This is a genomic window from Rhizobium sp. P1_C7 (genome assembly GCF_056406295.1).
On the sequence record NZ_JBFUAL010000019.1, the window covers coordinates 20,729 to 35,965 of the forward strand.

16 protein-coding genes and 1 other RNA gene are annotated in these 15,237 nt (G+C 60.5%); 5 read left to right on the forward strand and 12 right to left on the reverse strand.

The genetic code is table 11. The features are described from left to right. Nucleotides 1-143 precede the first annotated feature (143 nt). Nucleotides 144-365, forward strand: a complete 222-nt coding sequence (gene rpmE / locus AC1D2R_RS24125) for a 50S ribosomal protein L31 (RefSeq protein ID WP_057467341.1) — start codon at nucleotides 144-146, stop codon at nucleotides 363-365. Nucleotides 366-524: 159 nt separating this feature from the next. On the opposite strand, the gene rcdA is transcribed toward rpmE, so the two are convergent. From rcdA to AC1D2R_RS24140, 3 genes are all read right to left on the reverse strand, one after another. Further along, nucleotides 525-1,040: a protease adaptor protein RcdA gene (rcdA, locus tag AC1D2R_RS24130; protein ID WP_477971229.1), complete on the reverse strand. Its 516-nt coding sequence runs from the start codon at nucleotides 1,038-1,040 to the stop codon at nucleotides 525-527. Nucleotides 1,041-1,418: 378 nt separating this feature from the next. Further along, nucleotides 1,419-1,610, reverse strand: a complete 192-nt coding sequence (locus AC1D2R_RS24135) for a DUF1192 domain-containing protein (RefSeq protein ID WP_477971231.1) — start codon at nucleotides 1,608-1,610, stop codon at nucleotides 1,419-1,421. A gap of 21 nt (nucleotides 1,611-1,631) precedes the next feature. Continuing rightward, on the reverse strand, nucleotides 1,632-2,915 hold the full coding sequence (locus AC1D2R_RS24140) for an MFS transporter (RefSeq protein WP_477971233.1): 1,284 nt from the start codon (nucleotides 2,913-2,915) through the stop codon (nucleotides 1,632-1,634). Nucleotides 2,916-3,088: 173 nt separating this feature from the next. Here AC1D2R_RS24140 and AC1D2R_RS24145 point away from each other — a divergent pair, with 173 nt between their 5' ends. Beyond that, nucleotides 3,089-3,253 (forward strand): hypothetical protein, encoded by a 165-nt coding sequence (locus AC1D2R_RS24145; protein WP_196246860.1) that lies wholly within the window; start codon nucleotides 3,089-3,091, stop codon nucleotides 3,251-3,253. Nucleotides 3,254-3,349: 96 nt separating this feature from the next. On the opposite strand, the gene AC1D2R_RS24150 is transcribed toward AC1D2R_RS24145, so the two are convergent. The 8 genes from AC1D2R_RS24150 to tkt form a co-directional block, all read right to left on the reverse strand. Then, nucleotides 3,350-4,267 carry a PhzF family phenazine biosynthesis protein gene (locus AC1D2R_RS24150; protein ID WP_477971234.1) on the reverse strand — a complete coding sequence of 306 codons (918 nt, stop codon included), beginning with the start codon at nucleotides 4,265-4,267 and terminating at the stop codon, nucleotides 3,350-3,352. Between the two features lie 135 nt (nucleotides 4,268-4,402). Further along, nucleotides 4,403-5,428 (reverse strand): class I fructose-bisphosphate aldolase, encoded by a 1,026-nt coding sequence (locus AC1D2R_RS24155; RefSeq protein WP_477971236.1) that lies wholly within the window; start codon nucleotides 5,426-5,428, stop codon nucleotides 4,403-4,405. A 225-nt stretch (nucleotides 5,429-5,653) separates the two neighbouring features. Beyond that, complete coding sequence (locus AC1D2R_RS24160) at nucleotides 5,654-6,856, reverse strand: phosphoglycerate kinase (RefSeq protein WP_477971238.1); 1,203 nt, start codon at nucleotides 6,854-6,856, stop codon at nucleotides 5,654-5,656. A gap of 71 nt (nucleotides 6,857-6,927) precedes the next feature. Next, nucleotides 6,928-8,778, reverse strand: a complete 1,851-nt coding sequence (locus AC1D2R_RS24165; RefSeq protein WP_477971240.1) for a potassium/proton antiporter — start codon at nucleotides 8,776-8,778, stop codon at nucleotides 6,928-6,930. A gap of 376 nt (nucleotides 8,779-9,154) precedes the next feature. Next, nucleotides 9,155-9,472 (reverse strand): hypothetical protein, encoded by a 318-nt coding sequence (locus AC1D2R_RS24170; RefSeq protein WP_477971242.1) that lies wholly within the window; start codon nucleotides 9,470-9,472, stop codon nucleotides 9,155-9,157. Nucleotides 9,473-9,576: 104 nt separating this feature from the next. Continuing rightward, nucleotides 9,577-9,705 (reverse strand): hypothetical protein, encoded by a 129-nt coding sequence (locus tag AC1D2R_RS24175; RefSeq protein WP_477971244.1) that lies wholly within the window; start codon nucleotides 9,703-9,705, stop codon nucleotides 9,577-9,579. A gap of 191 nt (nucleotides 9,706-9,896) precedes the next feature. Continuing rightward, nucleotides 9,897-10,907: a type I glyceraldehyde-3-phosphate dehydrogenase gene (gene gap, locus AC1D2R_RS24180; RefSeq protein WP_477971246.1), complete on the reverse strand. Its 1,011-nt coding sequence runs from the start codon at nucleotides 10,905-10,907 to the stop codon at nucleotides 9,897-9,899. A 65-nt stretch (nucleotides 10,908-10,972) separates the two neighbouring features. Then, the gene (gene tkt / locus AC1D2R_RS24185; protein ID WP_477971248.1) at nucleotides 10,973-12,946 is read right to left on the reverse strand and encodes a transketolase; all 1,974 of its coding nucleotides are present in this window, start codon (nucleotides 12,944-12,946) and stop codon (nucleotides 10,973-10,975) included. A gap of 335 nt (nucleotides 12,947-13,281) precedes the next feature. Here tkt and AC1D2R_RS24190 point away from each other — a divergent pair, with 335 nt between their 5' ends. From AC1D2R_RS24190 to ssrS, 3 genes are all read left to right on the forward strand, one after another. Continuing rightward, entirely contained in the window at nucleotides 13,282-13,557 is a 276-nt protein-coding gene (locus tag AC1D2R_RS24190) for a DUF4164 domain-containing protein (protein WP_477971250.1), read from the forward strand. 15 nt (nucleotides 13,558-13,572) lie between these two features. Further along, nucleotides 13,573-13,950, forward strand: a complete 378-nt coding sequence (locus tag AC1D2R_RS24195) for a cell division protein ZapA (RefSeq protein ID WP_477971252.1) — start codon at nucleotides 13,573-13,575, stop codon at nucleotides 13,948-13,950. 66 nt (nucleotides 13,951-14,016) lie between these two features. Next, a non-coding RNA gene (ssrS, locus tag AC1D2R_RS24200) (6S RNA) lies at nucleotides 14,017-14,175 on the forward strand. Nucleotides 14,176-14,316: 141 nt separating this feature from the next. On the opposite strand, the gene AC1D2R_RS24205 is transcribed toward ssrS, so the two are convergent. Beyond that, nucleotides 14,317-14,775, reverse strand: a complete 459-nt coding sequence (locus tag AC1D2R_RS24205; RefSeq protein WP_477971254.1) for a hypothetical protein — start codon at nucleotides 14,773-14,775, stop codon at nucleotides 14,317-14,319. Nucleotides 14,776-15,237 lie beyond the last annotated feature (462 nt).

Consider the following 15,237-nt stretch of genomic DNA (forward strand, 5'->3'; position numbering starts at 1 on the left):
TGTTATCCCAGTGGCCTTCATGTATAGGCACCGCATCCTAATGGGAAGCCGTAGCCTTAAACGCCTGCGGCTTCATTTATTCAATCGGTCCTCTTGTCGCAACGTGATGCGTCAATTTGGACGTTCGTGGCAGGAAGATTGTTATGAAGGCACAGATTCATCCCGACTATCACACGATCAAGGTGGTCATGACCGATGGCACCGAGTACGAGACCCGCTCGACCTGGGGCTCTGAAGGCGCTGTCATGAACCTCGAAATCGACTCCAAGTCGCACCCGGCTTGGACGGGCGGCAACCAGCAGCTCATGGACCGCGGTGGCCGCGTTTCCAAGTTCAACAAGCGTTTCGGCGGCCTCGGCCTCTAATCGCTGCGGGCTGGCAGAATTGAAAGAGCTCCGCTTCGGCGGGGCTCTTTTCGTTTGTGGTTCCCGGGCGCAAAGCGCTGCACCGGGCATGCTCATGGGCAACAAAAAACCGGCCACGCAGGGGCGCAGCCGGTTTGGAAAATTCCAGGATCTTTCTGATCAGTTGTTGCTGAAAGCCGTCTGCAGCAGGCTCAACTGAGCCTGAACGCTGTTCTGGTTGTCCGGTACGATCGTCGCCTCGTTGGGGCGATAGATTTCGCGGTCGAGCAGGGCAACGCGGTTCTGAAGGCGCAGGGAGCGCTCGATCAGGTCGCGGAAGGATTCCGGCAGATCGCCCCAGCCGGGAGCGTTGCGATCGACGTTGAAGCCGTCGAGGCGAACCTTGTTCTTTTCAGCGAGCACCTGATCGCGCGACATCTCGCCGTTGTTGACGGCACGCTGGAGAAGGAGCCACGATGCCATCTGCATCAGGCGGGTGGTGAGGCGCATCGATTCGGCAGCGTAAAGAACAGACGCCATCCGCGGCAGAACCTTGGAGGCGGTGCGGCCATTGCCATCGAGGTAGGCGGCGGTCTCTTCAACCAGCGACATGCCCTCCGAATACAGTGCCTTGAACTGTGAGGATGCGGCGGCGCGACCTGCAAAACTGATCGTATTCAATCCAAGCTCTGACATTTAAACAGTCCCTGTTGCACGCATCTACTTATGGTCAGGTAACGCCGACCAAAGGCAAAAAGTTTCCTCAGCCGGTCTTTTATGCTTTTAAGATGGTAGCTTTAGCCCAATTGCGCAAGGCGTTTCTTAATAAAGGGTTAACTTCCACAGTTTCGTGGAACTAGTCCCCAACGCAGGCAAAAAAGAAGAGCCGCGAAAGCGGCTCTCAAGGTAAAACAGGGAGAAAAATCAGACCAATTCACCGCATGGGAAACTGTCTGAAATCCAGACCAAGTCCGGATGAATAGAGTAATACCTTATAAAGCTTAACGTCTCATTAAGTCTGTGCCGAATTAGCACTTGCGCAGCCGCTATAATTGAATTCCGCCACTGGCGGGCTCAGGATCGGAACAGATTTTCTGCTGCCAACCTTCCGGAGGCTTTTCTCGCCGCTTCGGCCTCGATGCGGGCGATTTCGGTTTTCAGGATCTCGATCCTGGCTTTCAGCTCGTCGACCGACATCATGGAAAGATCCACGCCGATCTCGTGAGTCGGTTTCTTCTGGGGCCGGTCGTCATCGACAAAGGTCATGCGAAGTCCTCCATCCTTGCATCAGTTGTACTTTAGCGCAGGATCTCCCGGTTCGGGAGCCTTGTTGGAAGTGTTCCGATCCGCGAGCGACATGCCCTCCGGCGTCAGCATCTGCGACGTCGCGGTCGGCAAGGTCGTGTAGGCGTCACGGTCACCCGCCGGGATGGCGGCGCGCATGCGGCTACGCATGATCGCGTAAATCGTAATCAGCACATGGGCGACGGCAGTGACCAGGAACAGCGCGTGCGGATTGACTATCGACATGACGGGACCGCCGATCGTCGGCCCGATGATGGTGCCGATACCGTAGAGCAGCAGAAGGCCGCCGGAGACTTTCACGAAGTCCTCTGACGAGGCGTAGTCGTTCGCATGCGCGACGGCGATCGGGTAGAGCGTGTTGGCGACCGCGCCGTAGAGTACGACGAGCCCGATGATGATGGTCGGTGATGAGGGGTGCAGCACGGAAAGCAGCAGACCGGCAAAGGCGGCGACCGCCGACATGGCCGCCAGCACATGGCGACGGTCGATCCGGTCCGAGAGGCGCCCGGCGGGAAGCTGCATCAGGGCGCCGGCAAAGATGGTGGAGCTCATCATGATGGCGATACTGGTATCGGAGAGGCCTGCACCGGCGCCAAAGACCGCGCCAAGCGTGCCGTAGGCTCCGTTGGCGATGCCGACCAGCAGGATGCCGAAACACGACACCGGCGAGTTGCGATAGAGAGCGGGGAGATCGAGCTTGACCGCCTTCAGCGGCTGCGGCGAGGCTGCCGTCGACAGAGTTGTCGGCAGCATGGCGATACAATAGAAAATGCCGCAGATCATGAAGAGAACGGGAGTGCGCACATCCTCCAGCGGTATCATCATCTGCCCGGCGACGACGCCGAAGAGGGTGATCGCAATGTAGAGCGAGAAGATCGCGCCGCGGCTTTCATTGGTGGCGCGCTCGTTCAGCCAGCTTTCGATGATCATCGACGTGCCGGCAGTTGCAAAGCCGGTGACGGCGCGCAGCAGCACCCACCAGACCGGGTGGATCACGATGCCGCTGACGAGCGCGATGATGGCAATGATGGCAATGAATCCGGAAAACGCACGCACGTGGCCGACGCGTCGTACCATCTTCGGCGCTATCAGGCATCCGATGACGAAGCCCGCGGCCCATGAAGTACCAAGCAGGCCGAGCGTCGTGGTCGCGTAACCCTCGAGATTGCCGCGGACGGGAAGTAGAATGCCTTGCAGGCCGTTGCCCATGAAGAGGAAAAGTGTGCCAAAGAGCAGTGCGGCGACGGACAGCAAGTTTCTTTTCATTTCCACAAACTCTGCACATTGGTTGTAAAGCAGACATATGGCGACACGTCGTGTCGCCCAGCCTCAAGATTGTTGATTGTGCCCCCGAATGCCTTTACGGCATGAATAAATGCAGTCGTTGCGCGAAATAATGTCGGTCCTGTGACATTAATAACAGTTGGAAAAATAAAGACATGACGAAGCTGATCGCGCTGCTGCTCATCCTGGCGATGGCAATACACGTGATCAAACCGCTCGGGCTGCCCGGTCTGCGGCGGCGGGCGGATTTCTGGAAGATTGCCCTCATCGCCTTTGCGATCTGGGCGGTCGCGTTGCTCGGCCGCGACCTGTTCGACTAGGGCTTTCCCGCTGTTCTTCGAATCGCGAAAACGCTCCACCTTTGTTTGTAAGCAAGTCCGGACGCAACACCGCTGCGTGCTTTTGCTGGAATTGCACTAGTAGTCGATTTCACCGCGCATGACAGGCGCGCAGGCGCCGGAAATGGTCACATCCGTGACGATGCCGTCCTGTTTGACCACGTCGATACCGATGACGCTACGCCGGCCCATTTCGACGCCCTGCTCGACCGTCAGCGAGATGGTCATGTTCGGATCCGGCTCCAGCGACACGAGGTAGGCGCCAAGTGCGGCGGAGGCGCTGCCGGTTGCCGGGTCCTCCGGGACGTTGTCGAGCGGCGCGAACATGCGTGCGCGGATCTTCCAGGGTTCATCGGGCAAACGCACGTAGACGAACAGCGAGAAGTCGTGGCTGCCTTCAAGGGTGGGGCCGGCTGCCTCCTGGAAGTAGGCAAGGTTCGGCCGGGCGAGGGCGAGTGCTGCCAAATCTGACAGCTCGCCGACGACAAAGGTCAGTCCGACCGAGGCGAGCACCGGCCTGTGCGCCGCTGTGCGGATCGCCTTGGCATCGATCGATATGCATCGAGCGACCGTCTCTTCGGGGATCGTCCGGCCGACAATGAGCGGCTTCGGCGCACGGATCGCGGCTGACGATATGCGGTCTCCGTCCCGCGTGAGGTCGACCTCCACCAGCCCGGCTTTTTCTTCGAAGCGCAGGCTGTCCCCGACCGGCTGTCCGAAGACCTCTGACTGCTGGCCGAGTACATAGGCCGTTCCGACATTCGGGTGCCCGGCGAAGGGGATTTCCATCGTCGGGGTGAAGATGCGAACGCGAGCGGTATTCCTGGGATCTTCCGGCGGCAGCACGAACGTCACTTCGGAATAGCCGAACTCGGCTGCGATCTTTTGCATGTCGGCGTCGCTCAGACCGCGCGCGTCCGTCATAACGGCCAGCGGATTTCCCTCGAAGCGCGTGGAGGTGAAGACGTCTACGGTGATGAAGGAAACAGTGGTCATCAGGGCCCCCAACCAATCATTGGGTCGAGTCCTAGCCATGATTTGCCGAATGCAGAAGTGGAAATTTGTCGCTGTCACAATAGAAAACCCGGCCGCTTGCGCGCCCGGGTTCCTGAAATGCGACGAAGCTTGATCTCAAGCAGCCTTTTCGAGGTCTTTCTTCCAGCTTCCCTTGGCGGCAAGGCTGTTCATCTCGGCGCGATGGCTGAAGGCGCGCTGGCCGGCAGCGACGTTTTCCGGCTTTCCGCCCCACGCCTTGAGAGCCGTATCCTGCAGCGCGCGGCCGTAGGAGAAGGTCACAGCCCAAGGCAGATCATAGCCGGAGTTGATGGCGGACAGGTGTGCGGTTGCTTCTTCGGTGGACTGGCCGCCGGAGAGGAAGGCGATGCCGGGCACGGCCGACGGCACAGTGCGCTTCAGCACCTGGACAGTGCGCTCAGCCACTTCGGTGACCGATGCCTTGCGGGCGTTCTTGCCGTCGATGACCATGTTCGGCTTGAGGACAATGCCTTCCAGGCGGACGCGGGCGTCGGCGAGCTCTTCGAAGACGGTGCGGATCGTCCATTCGGTTACTTCGGCGCAGCGGTCGATGTTGTGGTCGCCGGGCTTGCCGTCCATCAGGCATTCCGGCTCGACGATCGGGACGATGCCGGCCTGCTGGCAGAGCGCAGCGTAGCGGGCAAGTGCGTGGGCGTTGGCCCGCATCGAGCCCCAGGTCGGTAGAGCGGAGGAAATTGCGATCACACCGCGCCATTTGGCAAAGCGAGCGCCGGCTTCGTAGTACTTCGCCAGGCGGTCAGCGAGGCCGTCGAGGCCTTCGGTGATCGTCTCGCCGGGATAGTTGACCATCGGCTTTGCGCCGGTGTCGACCTTGATGCCGGGGATGCTGCCGGCGGCACGGATGATGTCGACAAACGGGGTGCCGTCTGCGGCTTTCTGAAAGAGGGTTTCATCGTAAAGGATGACGCCGGAGATGTATTTGTTCATCGCGTCGTCCGAGCGGAAGAGCATTTCGCGATAGTCGCGGCGGCTTGTTTCCGTCGATTCCAGGCCGATAGTGTCGAACCGCTTGCCAATGGTGGCCGTCGATTCATCCGCTGCCAACAACCCGCGGCCGCCCGTGACCATACGCAGTGCAATGTCTTCCAAACGTTCGCTCATATCGCTCTCTCCACAGCAAGAAAAATCTATCAACCGAAGAATATAGGTCGGCGATAACAGAAGTTTATAGGCGGGAAAACGGCAGGCCAAACGACTGAAACGATTGAAATTTTTTCAATCGTTTGAAACATCGAACTTTTGTTTTTGCCATGAGCAAAAGACCGCGGACACTTGCGTGCCGCGGCCTATCTACATGGAAAATTTGTGGAATCAGCTTTCGACTTTTTACCGCGCCGCGTTCAGCACTGCGACGCCCGGAAGAACCTTGCCTTCCATCCACTCCAGGAAAGCGCCGCCTGCTGTCGAGACGTAGCTGAAGTCGTCGGCAACGCCTGCGTGGTTCAGCGCCGAAACAGTGTCGCCGCCGCCTGCAACCGAGGTCAGCTTGCCAGCCTTGGTCCGTTCGGCCGCATACTTTGCGGCAGCCACAGTCGCCTTGTCGAAAGGCTCGATCTCGAACGCGCCGAGCGGGCCGTTCCAGACCAGGGTGTTGGCGCGCTCGATCCAGACCTTGATGGCCTCGATCGACTTCGGGCCGACGTCCAGAACCATGGCATCGCTCGGGATGGCGCCGATGGCAACCGTCTCGTTGGCGGCACCCGACTTGAACTCGCGCGCGATGACGCCGTCTTCCGGCAGGACAATGGCGCAGCCCGCCGTGGCGGCTTCGATCATGATCTGGCGTGCGGTATCGGCAAGGTCATGCTCGCAGAGCGACTTGCCGACATCGGTGCCGCGGGCGGCGAGGAAGGTGTTGGCCATGCCGCCGCCGATGACCAGCGCATCGACCTTCTTCACGAGGTTCATGAGCAGGTCGATCTTCGTCGAGACCTTCGCGCCGCCGACGATGGCGACGACGGGGCGTGCGGGATTGCCGAGACCCTTCTCGAGCGCCTCGAGCTCGGCCTGCATGGTGCGGCCGGCGTGGGCCGGGAGATGGTGCGCGAGGCCTTCGGTGGAGGCGTGGGCGCGGTGGGCGGCCGAGAAGGCGTCGTTGACATAGATGTCGCCGTTGGCGGCCAGCGCCTTGACGAATTCCGGATCGTTCTTTTCCTCGCCCTTGTGGAATCGGGTGTTCTCCAAGAGCAGGATATCGCCATTCTTCATTGCTGCGATAGCGGCGGTTGCGGCGTCGCCGATGGCGTCGCTTGCCGTCTGCACCGGATGGTCCAGCACCTCCTCGACGGAGGGGGCAATCAACGACAGCGAGAGATCAGGCGAGGGACCATCCTTGGGCCGGCCAAAATGCGCGAGCAGAATGACCTTGGCACCCTTCTGCGACAGTTCGAGGATGGTCGGGGCAACGCGTTCGATGCGCGTAACATCGGTCACTTTGCCGTCTTTTACCGGGACGTTGAGATCGACGCGGACGAGAACGCGCTTCCCGGCAATGTCGTTAAGGTCGTCGAGGGTTTTGAAGGAAGGCATGGAAGGATCCGTTCGTTATTGCCCAAAAAGATGCGGGGACCATAGCAAGGATCATCACGGACGCAAGGCGTTCAACGCGGGTTTTCATCACCTTTGGCAGCGGCTGCGGCCGCCGCCACCTCCTTGTTCTTTCTCCCTTTCAGCCGGTCGTGCACGCGATCGATGATGTCGCGCATATTGATGAAGATCGGGAGCGTGATGGCCGGTTCGACGGCTTCGAGCGACATGCCGACGGAGCTGATGTGATACTGGTCGTCTAGGTCGCGTACGATCAGAATGATCGAGCCCAGGCGCACGCGGTCGGCATAATCCGCCTTGCCGCCGAGCCGCTGCTTCATCAACTCGGCAATGGTCAGGCCTTTCTCCGAGTCATTCAGCAGGCCCGGGCCGTAGGCGGCGTCGAGGTCTGCGGCAGGGCGCGAGGGCGAGAGAGCGAAGGCGCCGAAGAAATCGGCATCGTCTTCGTCCACAGGTGCGCGGCTTGCGAAGAGCTTGTCGAGCAGACGCGAATAGGAGGGGACGACAAAGAGATAGACGAGGTCGTTCTCGCGCAGGCGCCCGGCATATTGGTAGCGCATCGACTTGCCGTCACGGATGATGAGCGACGGGGTTGCCCAGCGCGGGATTCGCTCGCCGCGCAGGACCGGGCTGTCCTTGATGACTCGGTAGGACAGCAGCTCGTGGTTTGCCGCGCCCGGCAGGTCGACCTCCACCTTGTCGACGGCGCCGATGCGAGGCGGAATGATGAGGCCGAGCTTCCTGGCAACCTGCTTGATGGTCCAGCCCTGCAACAGCAGCGAAACCAGCACGATGATGAAGGCGGTGTTGAAGTAGACCTGCGCATTTTCCAGGCCGCCGAGGATCGGCATGATCGCGAGCAGGATAGAGACCGCGCCGCGCAAGCCGACCCAGGCGACGAAGCCGATCTCCTGCTGCGTGTAGTCGTAGGGCAGCAGCGATAGCCAGATCGCCAGCGGGCGCGCAATGAAGATGAGGAAGAGGGCAAGGAGTACGGCGGGGATGGCGATCGCCGGAAACTGCGAGGGGGTCGCCAGCAGGCCGAGCACGAGGAACATGATGATCTGCGCAAGCCAGGTCATCCCGTCCTGGAAGCGCTTGATCGAGGCATAACCGGTCAGCTTGCGATTGCCGGCGTAGATGCCGGCGACGTAGACCGCGAGGAAGCCGCTGCCGCCGACGACGCCTGTCGCCGAGAAGACGAGCAGCGCCAGCGCCAGCACAAAGATCGGCCTCAGCCCGCGGTCGGTTTCCAGCTTTCCGACGATCAGCACGATCATCATGCCACCGAGCAGGCCAAGGATGACGCCGAGGCCCATCTCCTGTACGAACATCGCCAACATGCCGATATTGATGCCATGGTAACGTTCGCCGCTTGCCAGCACCTCGACGAGGGCGATGGTCAGGAAGATCGCCATAGGGTCGTTGGTGCCGGATTCGACTTCCAGCGTCGAGCGCACCTTGTCGCGGATGTTGATGCCGCCGATGCGCAGCAGGAAGAAGACGGCGGCGGCGTCCGTCGAGGCGACGATGGAACCAAGCAGCATGCCTTCCAGCCATTTGAAGTTCAGAAGCCACATGGCGGCGACGGCGAAGAGTGACGCCGTCATCAACACGCCGACGGACGCAAGCGTCAACGACGGGACGGCCGCGAGCTTGAACGCCTGTAACGGGGTTCCGAAGCCTGAATCGAAGAGAATGACAGCGAGCGCGATGGAGCCGAGAATATAGGCGAGATAGTTGTTCGTGAACTCGATGCCGAGACCGTCGGTGCCGGCAAGCAGTCCGATCCCGAGGAAGAGGAGGAGGAGTGGGGCACCGAAGCGAAACGCAAGCAGGCTTGAAAACGCCGCAAGGAGCACCAGCGCCGTCGATACCAATACGACGATGTAGAATGCTTCCATGCCGATCCCCTTATCCGCCATCAAAACTGCAGCATCGCCCCCGGATGCTGCAGCTGCTTGTGTCCTCTCATCTCTTCAAGCGGCTTCCGATGCCTGCCAGTTAACGGCAAAATCCACTCGAAGGATAGACCCTGGGGGCTAGCCTTTCAGTGCTGCGGCGTCGTGCTGCTGATTGGTATGCCGAAAGGCATATCGGGCGAGCGGTTCGAGAGTGAGCCAGGGGAAGTGTAGGGCCAAATCAGGCAGGAACAGGGCAGAAAGTGACGCCCTGTATTTTTCTTGGACATTCGCTGTGTCGTGGATGCAGCGGGTGCCCCACTCGAGGACCGATGTCGCGCTTGGTCGGCGACATCAGCCGTGTTCCCACCGGGTTGAACTACGCTTCGGCGTCGTCGTCCTCGCCATCCTCGGCGTCGGAAATCGGAATCAGGAAGACGACGAATTCGTCATCGATTGTTCTGTCCGGATCGTCGTCGAATTCATAGGCGTGCTCGACTTCGCTCGCCTCTTCGGCAGTTGCCTTGCGCAAAGTCAGCTTGGTGATGCCGTCCCACACCGGCTTGCCCTGTGATTGCAGGATCGTCAGATCTTCCCTGAAATCTTCCGCCTGGAAGAAATGCTTGGCGTCTTCGTCGTTTTCCGACCGGAAACTCGCGATGGCCTGTCCGCCGATTTCAATCGTAAAGTAATCCATCAAATTCTCTCTCGTTTCTGCGCGGGCCGCGCCACCATCGACATTAAGGCGATTGGGTTTACGGCGCCAGAACTATCCGCTCGGACTGCCGTCATGTGGGCTTCTCACCGCGGTCCCATGGCGCGGGCGGACTCCATCAGCGGCTGCCCCCTGGCGATCTGCCTCGAACTGCGCCCACCAACCAGGCTCATGCTCAGCACGCTTGCGATCATGACGAGAAGGATGGCCAACATCAGAACTCTCATAGGTGAATCCGCCAGCTGCATGTTCTTACGCAGTCACTGTCCACCGTGAGGCTAGTCAGTTTGGTTGCACAGGGCAAGCGAGCGGTCGGTATCGCGGCCCAAGGCAGGTCGCCTTGAACCTGGCAAAACAAAAGCGGCCCGGTTTCCCGAGCCGCTTTCAGACTTTCTATGCCGAAACCTTAGATGGTCTTGGCGAAGGCTACAGCGGTGTCCGACATGCGGCTGGAGAAGCCCCATTCGTTGTCGTACCAGGTGAGAATACGAACGAAGTTGCCTTCCAGAACCTTGGTCTGGTCGAGCGCGAAGATCGAGGAGTGGCTGTCGTGGTTGAAGTCGCGGGAAACCAGCGGCTCGTCGGTGTAGCCGAGAACGCCCTTCAAGGCGCCGTTGGCGGCGGCCTTGATGGTTTCGTTGATTTCCTCGACCGTCGTGTTGCGCTTGGCGACGAACTTGAAATCGACGACGGAGACGTTCGGCGTCGGTACGCGGATCGAGGTGCCGTCGAGCTTGCCCTTCAGATGCGGCAGAACGAGGCCAACGGCCTTGGCGGCGCCCGTCGAGGTCGGGATCATCGACAGAGCCGCAGCGCGGGCGCGGTAGAGATCCTTGTGCATCGTGTCGAGCGTCGGCTGGTCGCCGGTGTAGGAGTGGATGGTGGTCATGAAGCCGTGGTCGATGCCGACGGCGTCATCGAGAACCTTCACGACCGGAACCAGGCAGTTCGTCGTGCAGGAAGCGTTGGAGATGACCAGGTGGTCCTTGGACAGCTTGTCGTGGTTGACGCCGAAGACCACGGTCAGGTCGGCACCGTCGGCAGGTGCCGAGACGATGACGCGCTTGGCGCCGGCGGTCAGGTGCAGGGCGGCTTTGTCACGTGACGTGAAGATGCCGGTGCATTCCATCGCGATGTCGACGCCGAGTTCCTTGTGCGGGAGCGTGGCCGGGTCCTTGATCGCGGTGACCTTGATCGGCTTGCCGTTGCCGACCGTGATGGTGTCGCCCTCGACCTTGACGGTCGCCGGGAACTTGCCATGGATCGAGTCGTAGCGCAGCAGGTGTGCGTTGGTTTCAACAGGGCCGAGGTCGTTGATGGCGACGACTTCGATGTCAGTGCGGCCGGATTCGACGATGGCGCGGAGAATGTTGCGGCCGATGCGGCCGAAACCGTTGATGGCAACCTTTACAGTCATGTGTTTCACTCCCGATAAATAGGGCTTGGGTTATGGGACAGGGAGCGCCCGGAGGCGCTCCTTGATCAAAGCTTGGCTTCTGCCGCGGCAACCACAGCGTCTGCGGTGATGCCGAAATGCTTGAAGACGTCCTTGGCCGGTCCGGAAGCGCCGAAGCCCTTCATGCCGATAAAGGTGCCTTCCGGTCCGATGAACGCGTCCCAGCCTTCGCGAACGGCGGCTTCGACAGCGATCTTGACGGGCGAGTTGCCGAGGACTTCCTTGCGGTATGCATCCGGCTGCTCGAAGAACAGCTCCGTGCAGGGAACCGAGACGACACGGACGCTGACGCCCTTGGCTTCCAGAGTTGCACGCGCGGCAACGGCGAGCTCGACTTCGGAGCCCGAAGCAAAGATCGTCACCTTGGCGTCGGCCTTGCCGGCCAGCGTGTAGGCGCCCTGTTCGCAGAGGTTCTTTTCGCTGTACTCGGTGCGCACCGCCGTCAGGTTCTGGCGGGTCAGGGCCAGGCCCGATGGGCGGTTCTGCGTCTTGACGGCGATCTGCCAGCACTCAGCTGTTTCGGTAACGTCGGCTGGGCGGAACACCAGAAGGTTTGGAACGGCGCGAAGGCTGGCAACTTGTTCAACAGGTTGATGGGTCGGGCCGTCTTCGCCGACGCCGATGGAGTCATGCGTCAGGACGTGGATGACGCGGATACCCATAAGCGCTGCGAGCCGGATGGGCGGGCGGCAATAATCAGAGAAGATCAGGAAGCCGCCGCCGTAGGGAATGAGACCACCGTGCAGCGAAATGCCGTTCATGGCAGAGGCCATGCCGTGCTCGCGGATGCCCCAGTGCATGTAGCGGCCGGAGAAGTCGGTCGGGGTGATCGACACCATCTGGCTGGTCTTGGTGTTGTTCGACGGGGTCAGGTCGGCGGAGCCGCCAAGCATTTCCGGCAGCAAGCCGTTGATGACCTCGAGCGCATCTTCCGATGCCTTGCGGGTCGCAACCGTCGGCTTGGTCTCGGCGACCTTCTTCTTGTAGGCGCTGATGGCAGCGTCGAAGCCTTCCGGCAGTTCACCGGCGAAGCGGCGCGTGAACTCGGCCTTGGCGGGAGCCTTCGCAAGACCGTTTTCCCACGCCTTGACCAGATCAACGGAGCGGCTGCCTGCTGCGCGCCATGCGTCAAGAACGTCGGAAGGCACGACGAAGGGTTCGTATTCCCAATCCAGCGCCTTGCGCGTAGCGGCGATTTCGTCGGCGCCGAGCGGGTTGCCATGAACCTTGTGGGTGCCCTGCTTGTTCGGGGCGCCGAAGCCGATGATCGTCTTGCAGGCGATGAAGGTCGGGCGGTCGGACTTGTGGGCGGCTTCGATCGCTGCCGAGATCGCAGCCTGGTCGTGGCCGTCGACTTCGATCGTGTTCCAGTGAACAGCCTTGAAGCGGGCAACCTGGTCGGTCGAGTCGGACAGCGACACGGCACCGTCGATGGTGATCGAGTTGTTGTCCCAGAAGAGAACCAGCTTGTTCAGCTTCAGGTGACCGGCAAGCGCGATCGCCTCGTGGCTGATGCCTTCCATCAGGCAGCCGTCGCCGCAAATGGCATAGGTGTAGTGATCCTGCAGGTCGGCGCCGAACTCTTCGCGCAGCTTACGCTCGGCGATCGCCATGCCGACGGAATTGGCAATGCCCTGGCCAAGCGGGCCTGTCGTCGTTTCGATGCCGGTGGCGTGGCCGTATTCCGGATGGCCGGCGGTTTTCGAGCCCAGCTGACGGAACTGCTTCAGGTCCTCGATCGTCATATCCGGATAGCCGGTCAGGTACAGCAGGGAATAGAGCAGCATCGAGCCGTGGCCTGCCGAAAGCACGAAGCGGTCGCGGTTCGGCCAATGCGGCTTCTTCGGATCGAACTTCAGATACTTGGTGAACAGAACCGTCGCCACATCGGCCATGCCCATGGGCATGCCCGGGTGGCCGGAGTTGGCCTTTTCGACTGCATCCATGGCGAGGAAGCGGATCGCATTCGCCATCCGGTCGTGTTGTTCAGGAGAGATCATCACTATTCCGCAGGTTACGGGTGTCGGGGGATGGCCTCAAGCCTGTGGAGACCATCAATGAGAGCGGCTGACACATAGCAGTTGGAACGGCCAAGTCAATAAAATGACGGCCAGTTGCAGGGCTGTTGAATCGATTTTAGACATTTGACCATCGATTTTTACAAAAGTTGAAAGGTTCGTGATGTAGTCATTGATTAGCGTCATCCACAGAATAGGGCACCTGCCGCCCTGTGGCCTTTATTGACGGGCAGTTGGCGAGCTGCATATCCTTTTTTGTACATTGGGTCGGCTTCAGGCGCCGATTCGCGGGTCTTGAGCGGGGAACCGGAAGAGACATGACGCCCACAGGCAATATCATCGATGCAGCGCTCAATGAGCTGCGACAGGCGATTTCGAGTCTCGAAAACGCGGTGGACATGCGCATCGAGCGCCAGCGAGACCATGGCGAGATCGAGGGCGAAGTGCGCCGCGTTCATGCGGATCGCTCGAAGCTTGCACAGGAGCTCGATCAGGCGGAGTTCCGCGCGAACCGCCTGGAGGAGGTCAATCGCGAGGTATCGCGACGGCTGGTGACGGCGATGGAGACGATCCGCGCGGTCCTCGACCGCTAATGAAGGACAGATGAGATGGCGCAGGTAACGGTAACGATCGACGGCAAGGCCTATCGGATGGCCTGCGAGGAAGGGCAGGAAGATCACCTGACCGACCTTGCGACGCGCTTCGACCGCTATGTCGGCCATCTCAAGGATCAGTTCGGCGAAATCGGCGACCTCAGGATCACCGTCATGGCCGGGATCATGATCATGGACGAGATCTCGGAACTGACGCGGCGTGTCGCAGGTCTCGAATCCGAACTCGAAATGCTGCGCGGCAGCCGGGATACCGTTCTCGCAGCGACCGCGCGGACCGAGGAGAGCTTCGCCGCAGCGCTTGTCGAGGTCACGACCCACATCCGCGGCATTGCCGACAAGCTCAACGGCCGCGCGCCTGCAGAGCTCAATTAGATAATAAATCCAAGGCGTGCCTGCGGAACCTCTGGCGCCGCCTCGCGATCAGCCTTATATAGGTCATGCGATCTGCGCCTCTCGACAGGAACCACAATCCCTGGGGCCATACTCGATCCAAAGGGAGCTGTCCCTGACCAGGCTCGTGGGCCTGGACATATGGCGCCCACCTACGTTTGTAGGCACCCAGGATCGTAAACATCCACCGGTTGCCGCGGATCGCACTCACTTCCCCATGACGCGCGTTTTGCAGGGAAGGCGAAGGCCTTCTCGACCCCCCCGCGATACGCCAAGCCCGATTGTGTTGGCCGAAAAAGGCGCGTCGTTGCGGCGCGCCCGTTTCTTTCTGTGTGATGGTCGACGGTCCTATTCGGCCCCTTCCTTCCGTATGCAGGCGATCAGATCGGTGAAGGCCTGTTCCGTGCCGGCCAGCGGAAATTGGTCCTCGACGCCGTTTGCCGTGACGTTCAGCGCCTTGCCCGACGTCAGCGCCGCGACGGCCTCCGACGTGTTCGGGACGTCGATCGTCGCCGTATGCGCGCTGTCGGCGGTCGATGCGAACTCTGCTTCGAAGCCGTCGTCCACGGACCAGCTTCCCTTCACCTGATCGCCCTTTTCAATCGGAAACTTGGCGGCGTTCGCAAACAGCGCAACCTTGTCACCGACCGCCAGGAAGCCGATGCCGGACCGGGTATTCTGCGCCAGGCAGCCAATGAAGGAACCGCCGTCCCTTAAAGCCTCCACCGAGAAATCAGCAGCTTGCGCCAACGTGTTGGAGAGTAACACGGCGGTGATTGCAAGCGCCGTTGCAGTTGTCTTGCTCATTTCGCATGTCCTGTTGAGAGCGGTCGGTGTGGGAGGCTGGTGCACATTGCCCTCATGTTTCGAGTGTCTTGACGCACCACATGAGGGCCGACAATGCGTCGCTGTCCGTTCCGGGCGAAACGCCGAACCGTTATTGGGCGGGCGGTCTTGGCCGGACGCCACTGCTTCGTACATGCGACATATGCACTTTGCACGTGGCTTTCGCGGATCTAAGTCCAAGGGAATGGAGCGTCGTCGGGAGCCGAAGGTCCTCGCTCCCGCGTTAAAACGTCTGGATAGTAAAAAAATCCTGACTGCGCTGAGGCAGGCTTCGCTGGCTACACGGCTTTCGGCGAGCCCCCCGGGTGTGTAAGCGTCGATCGGAACCTGCGAAATAGTCAAATATTGTGCACTTTCGGACAAGCCATGCATCCTGTGCATTGGTGGCCTGATGCCTTGGCGCTTTTCGCCATCCCTGTGCGG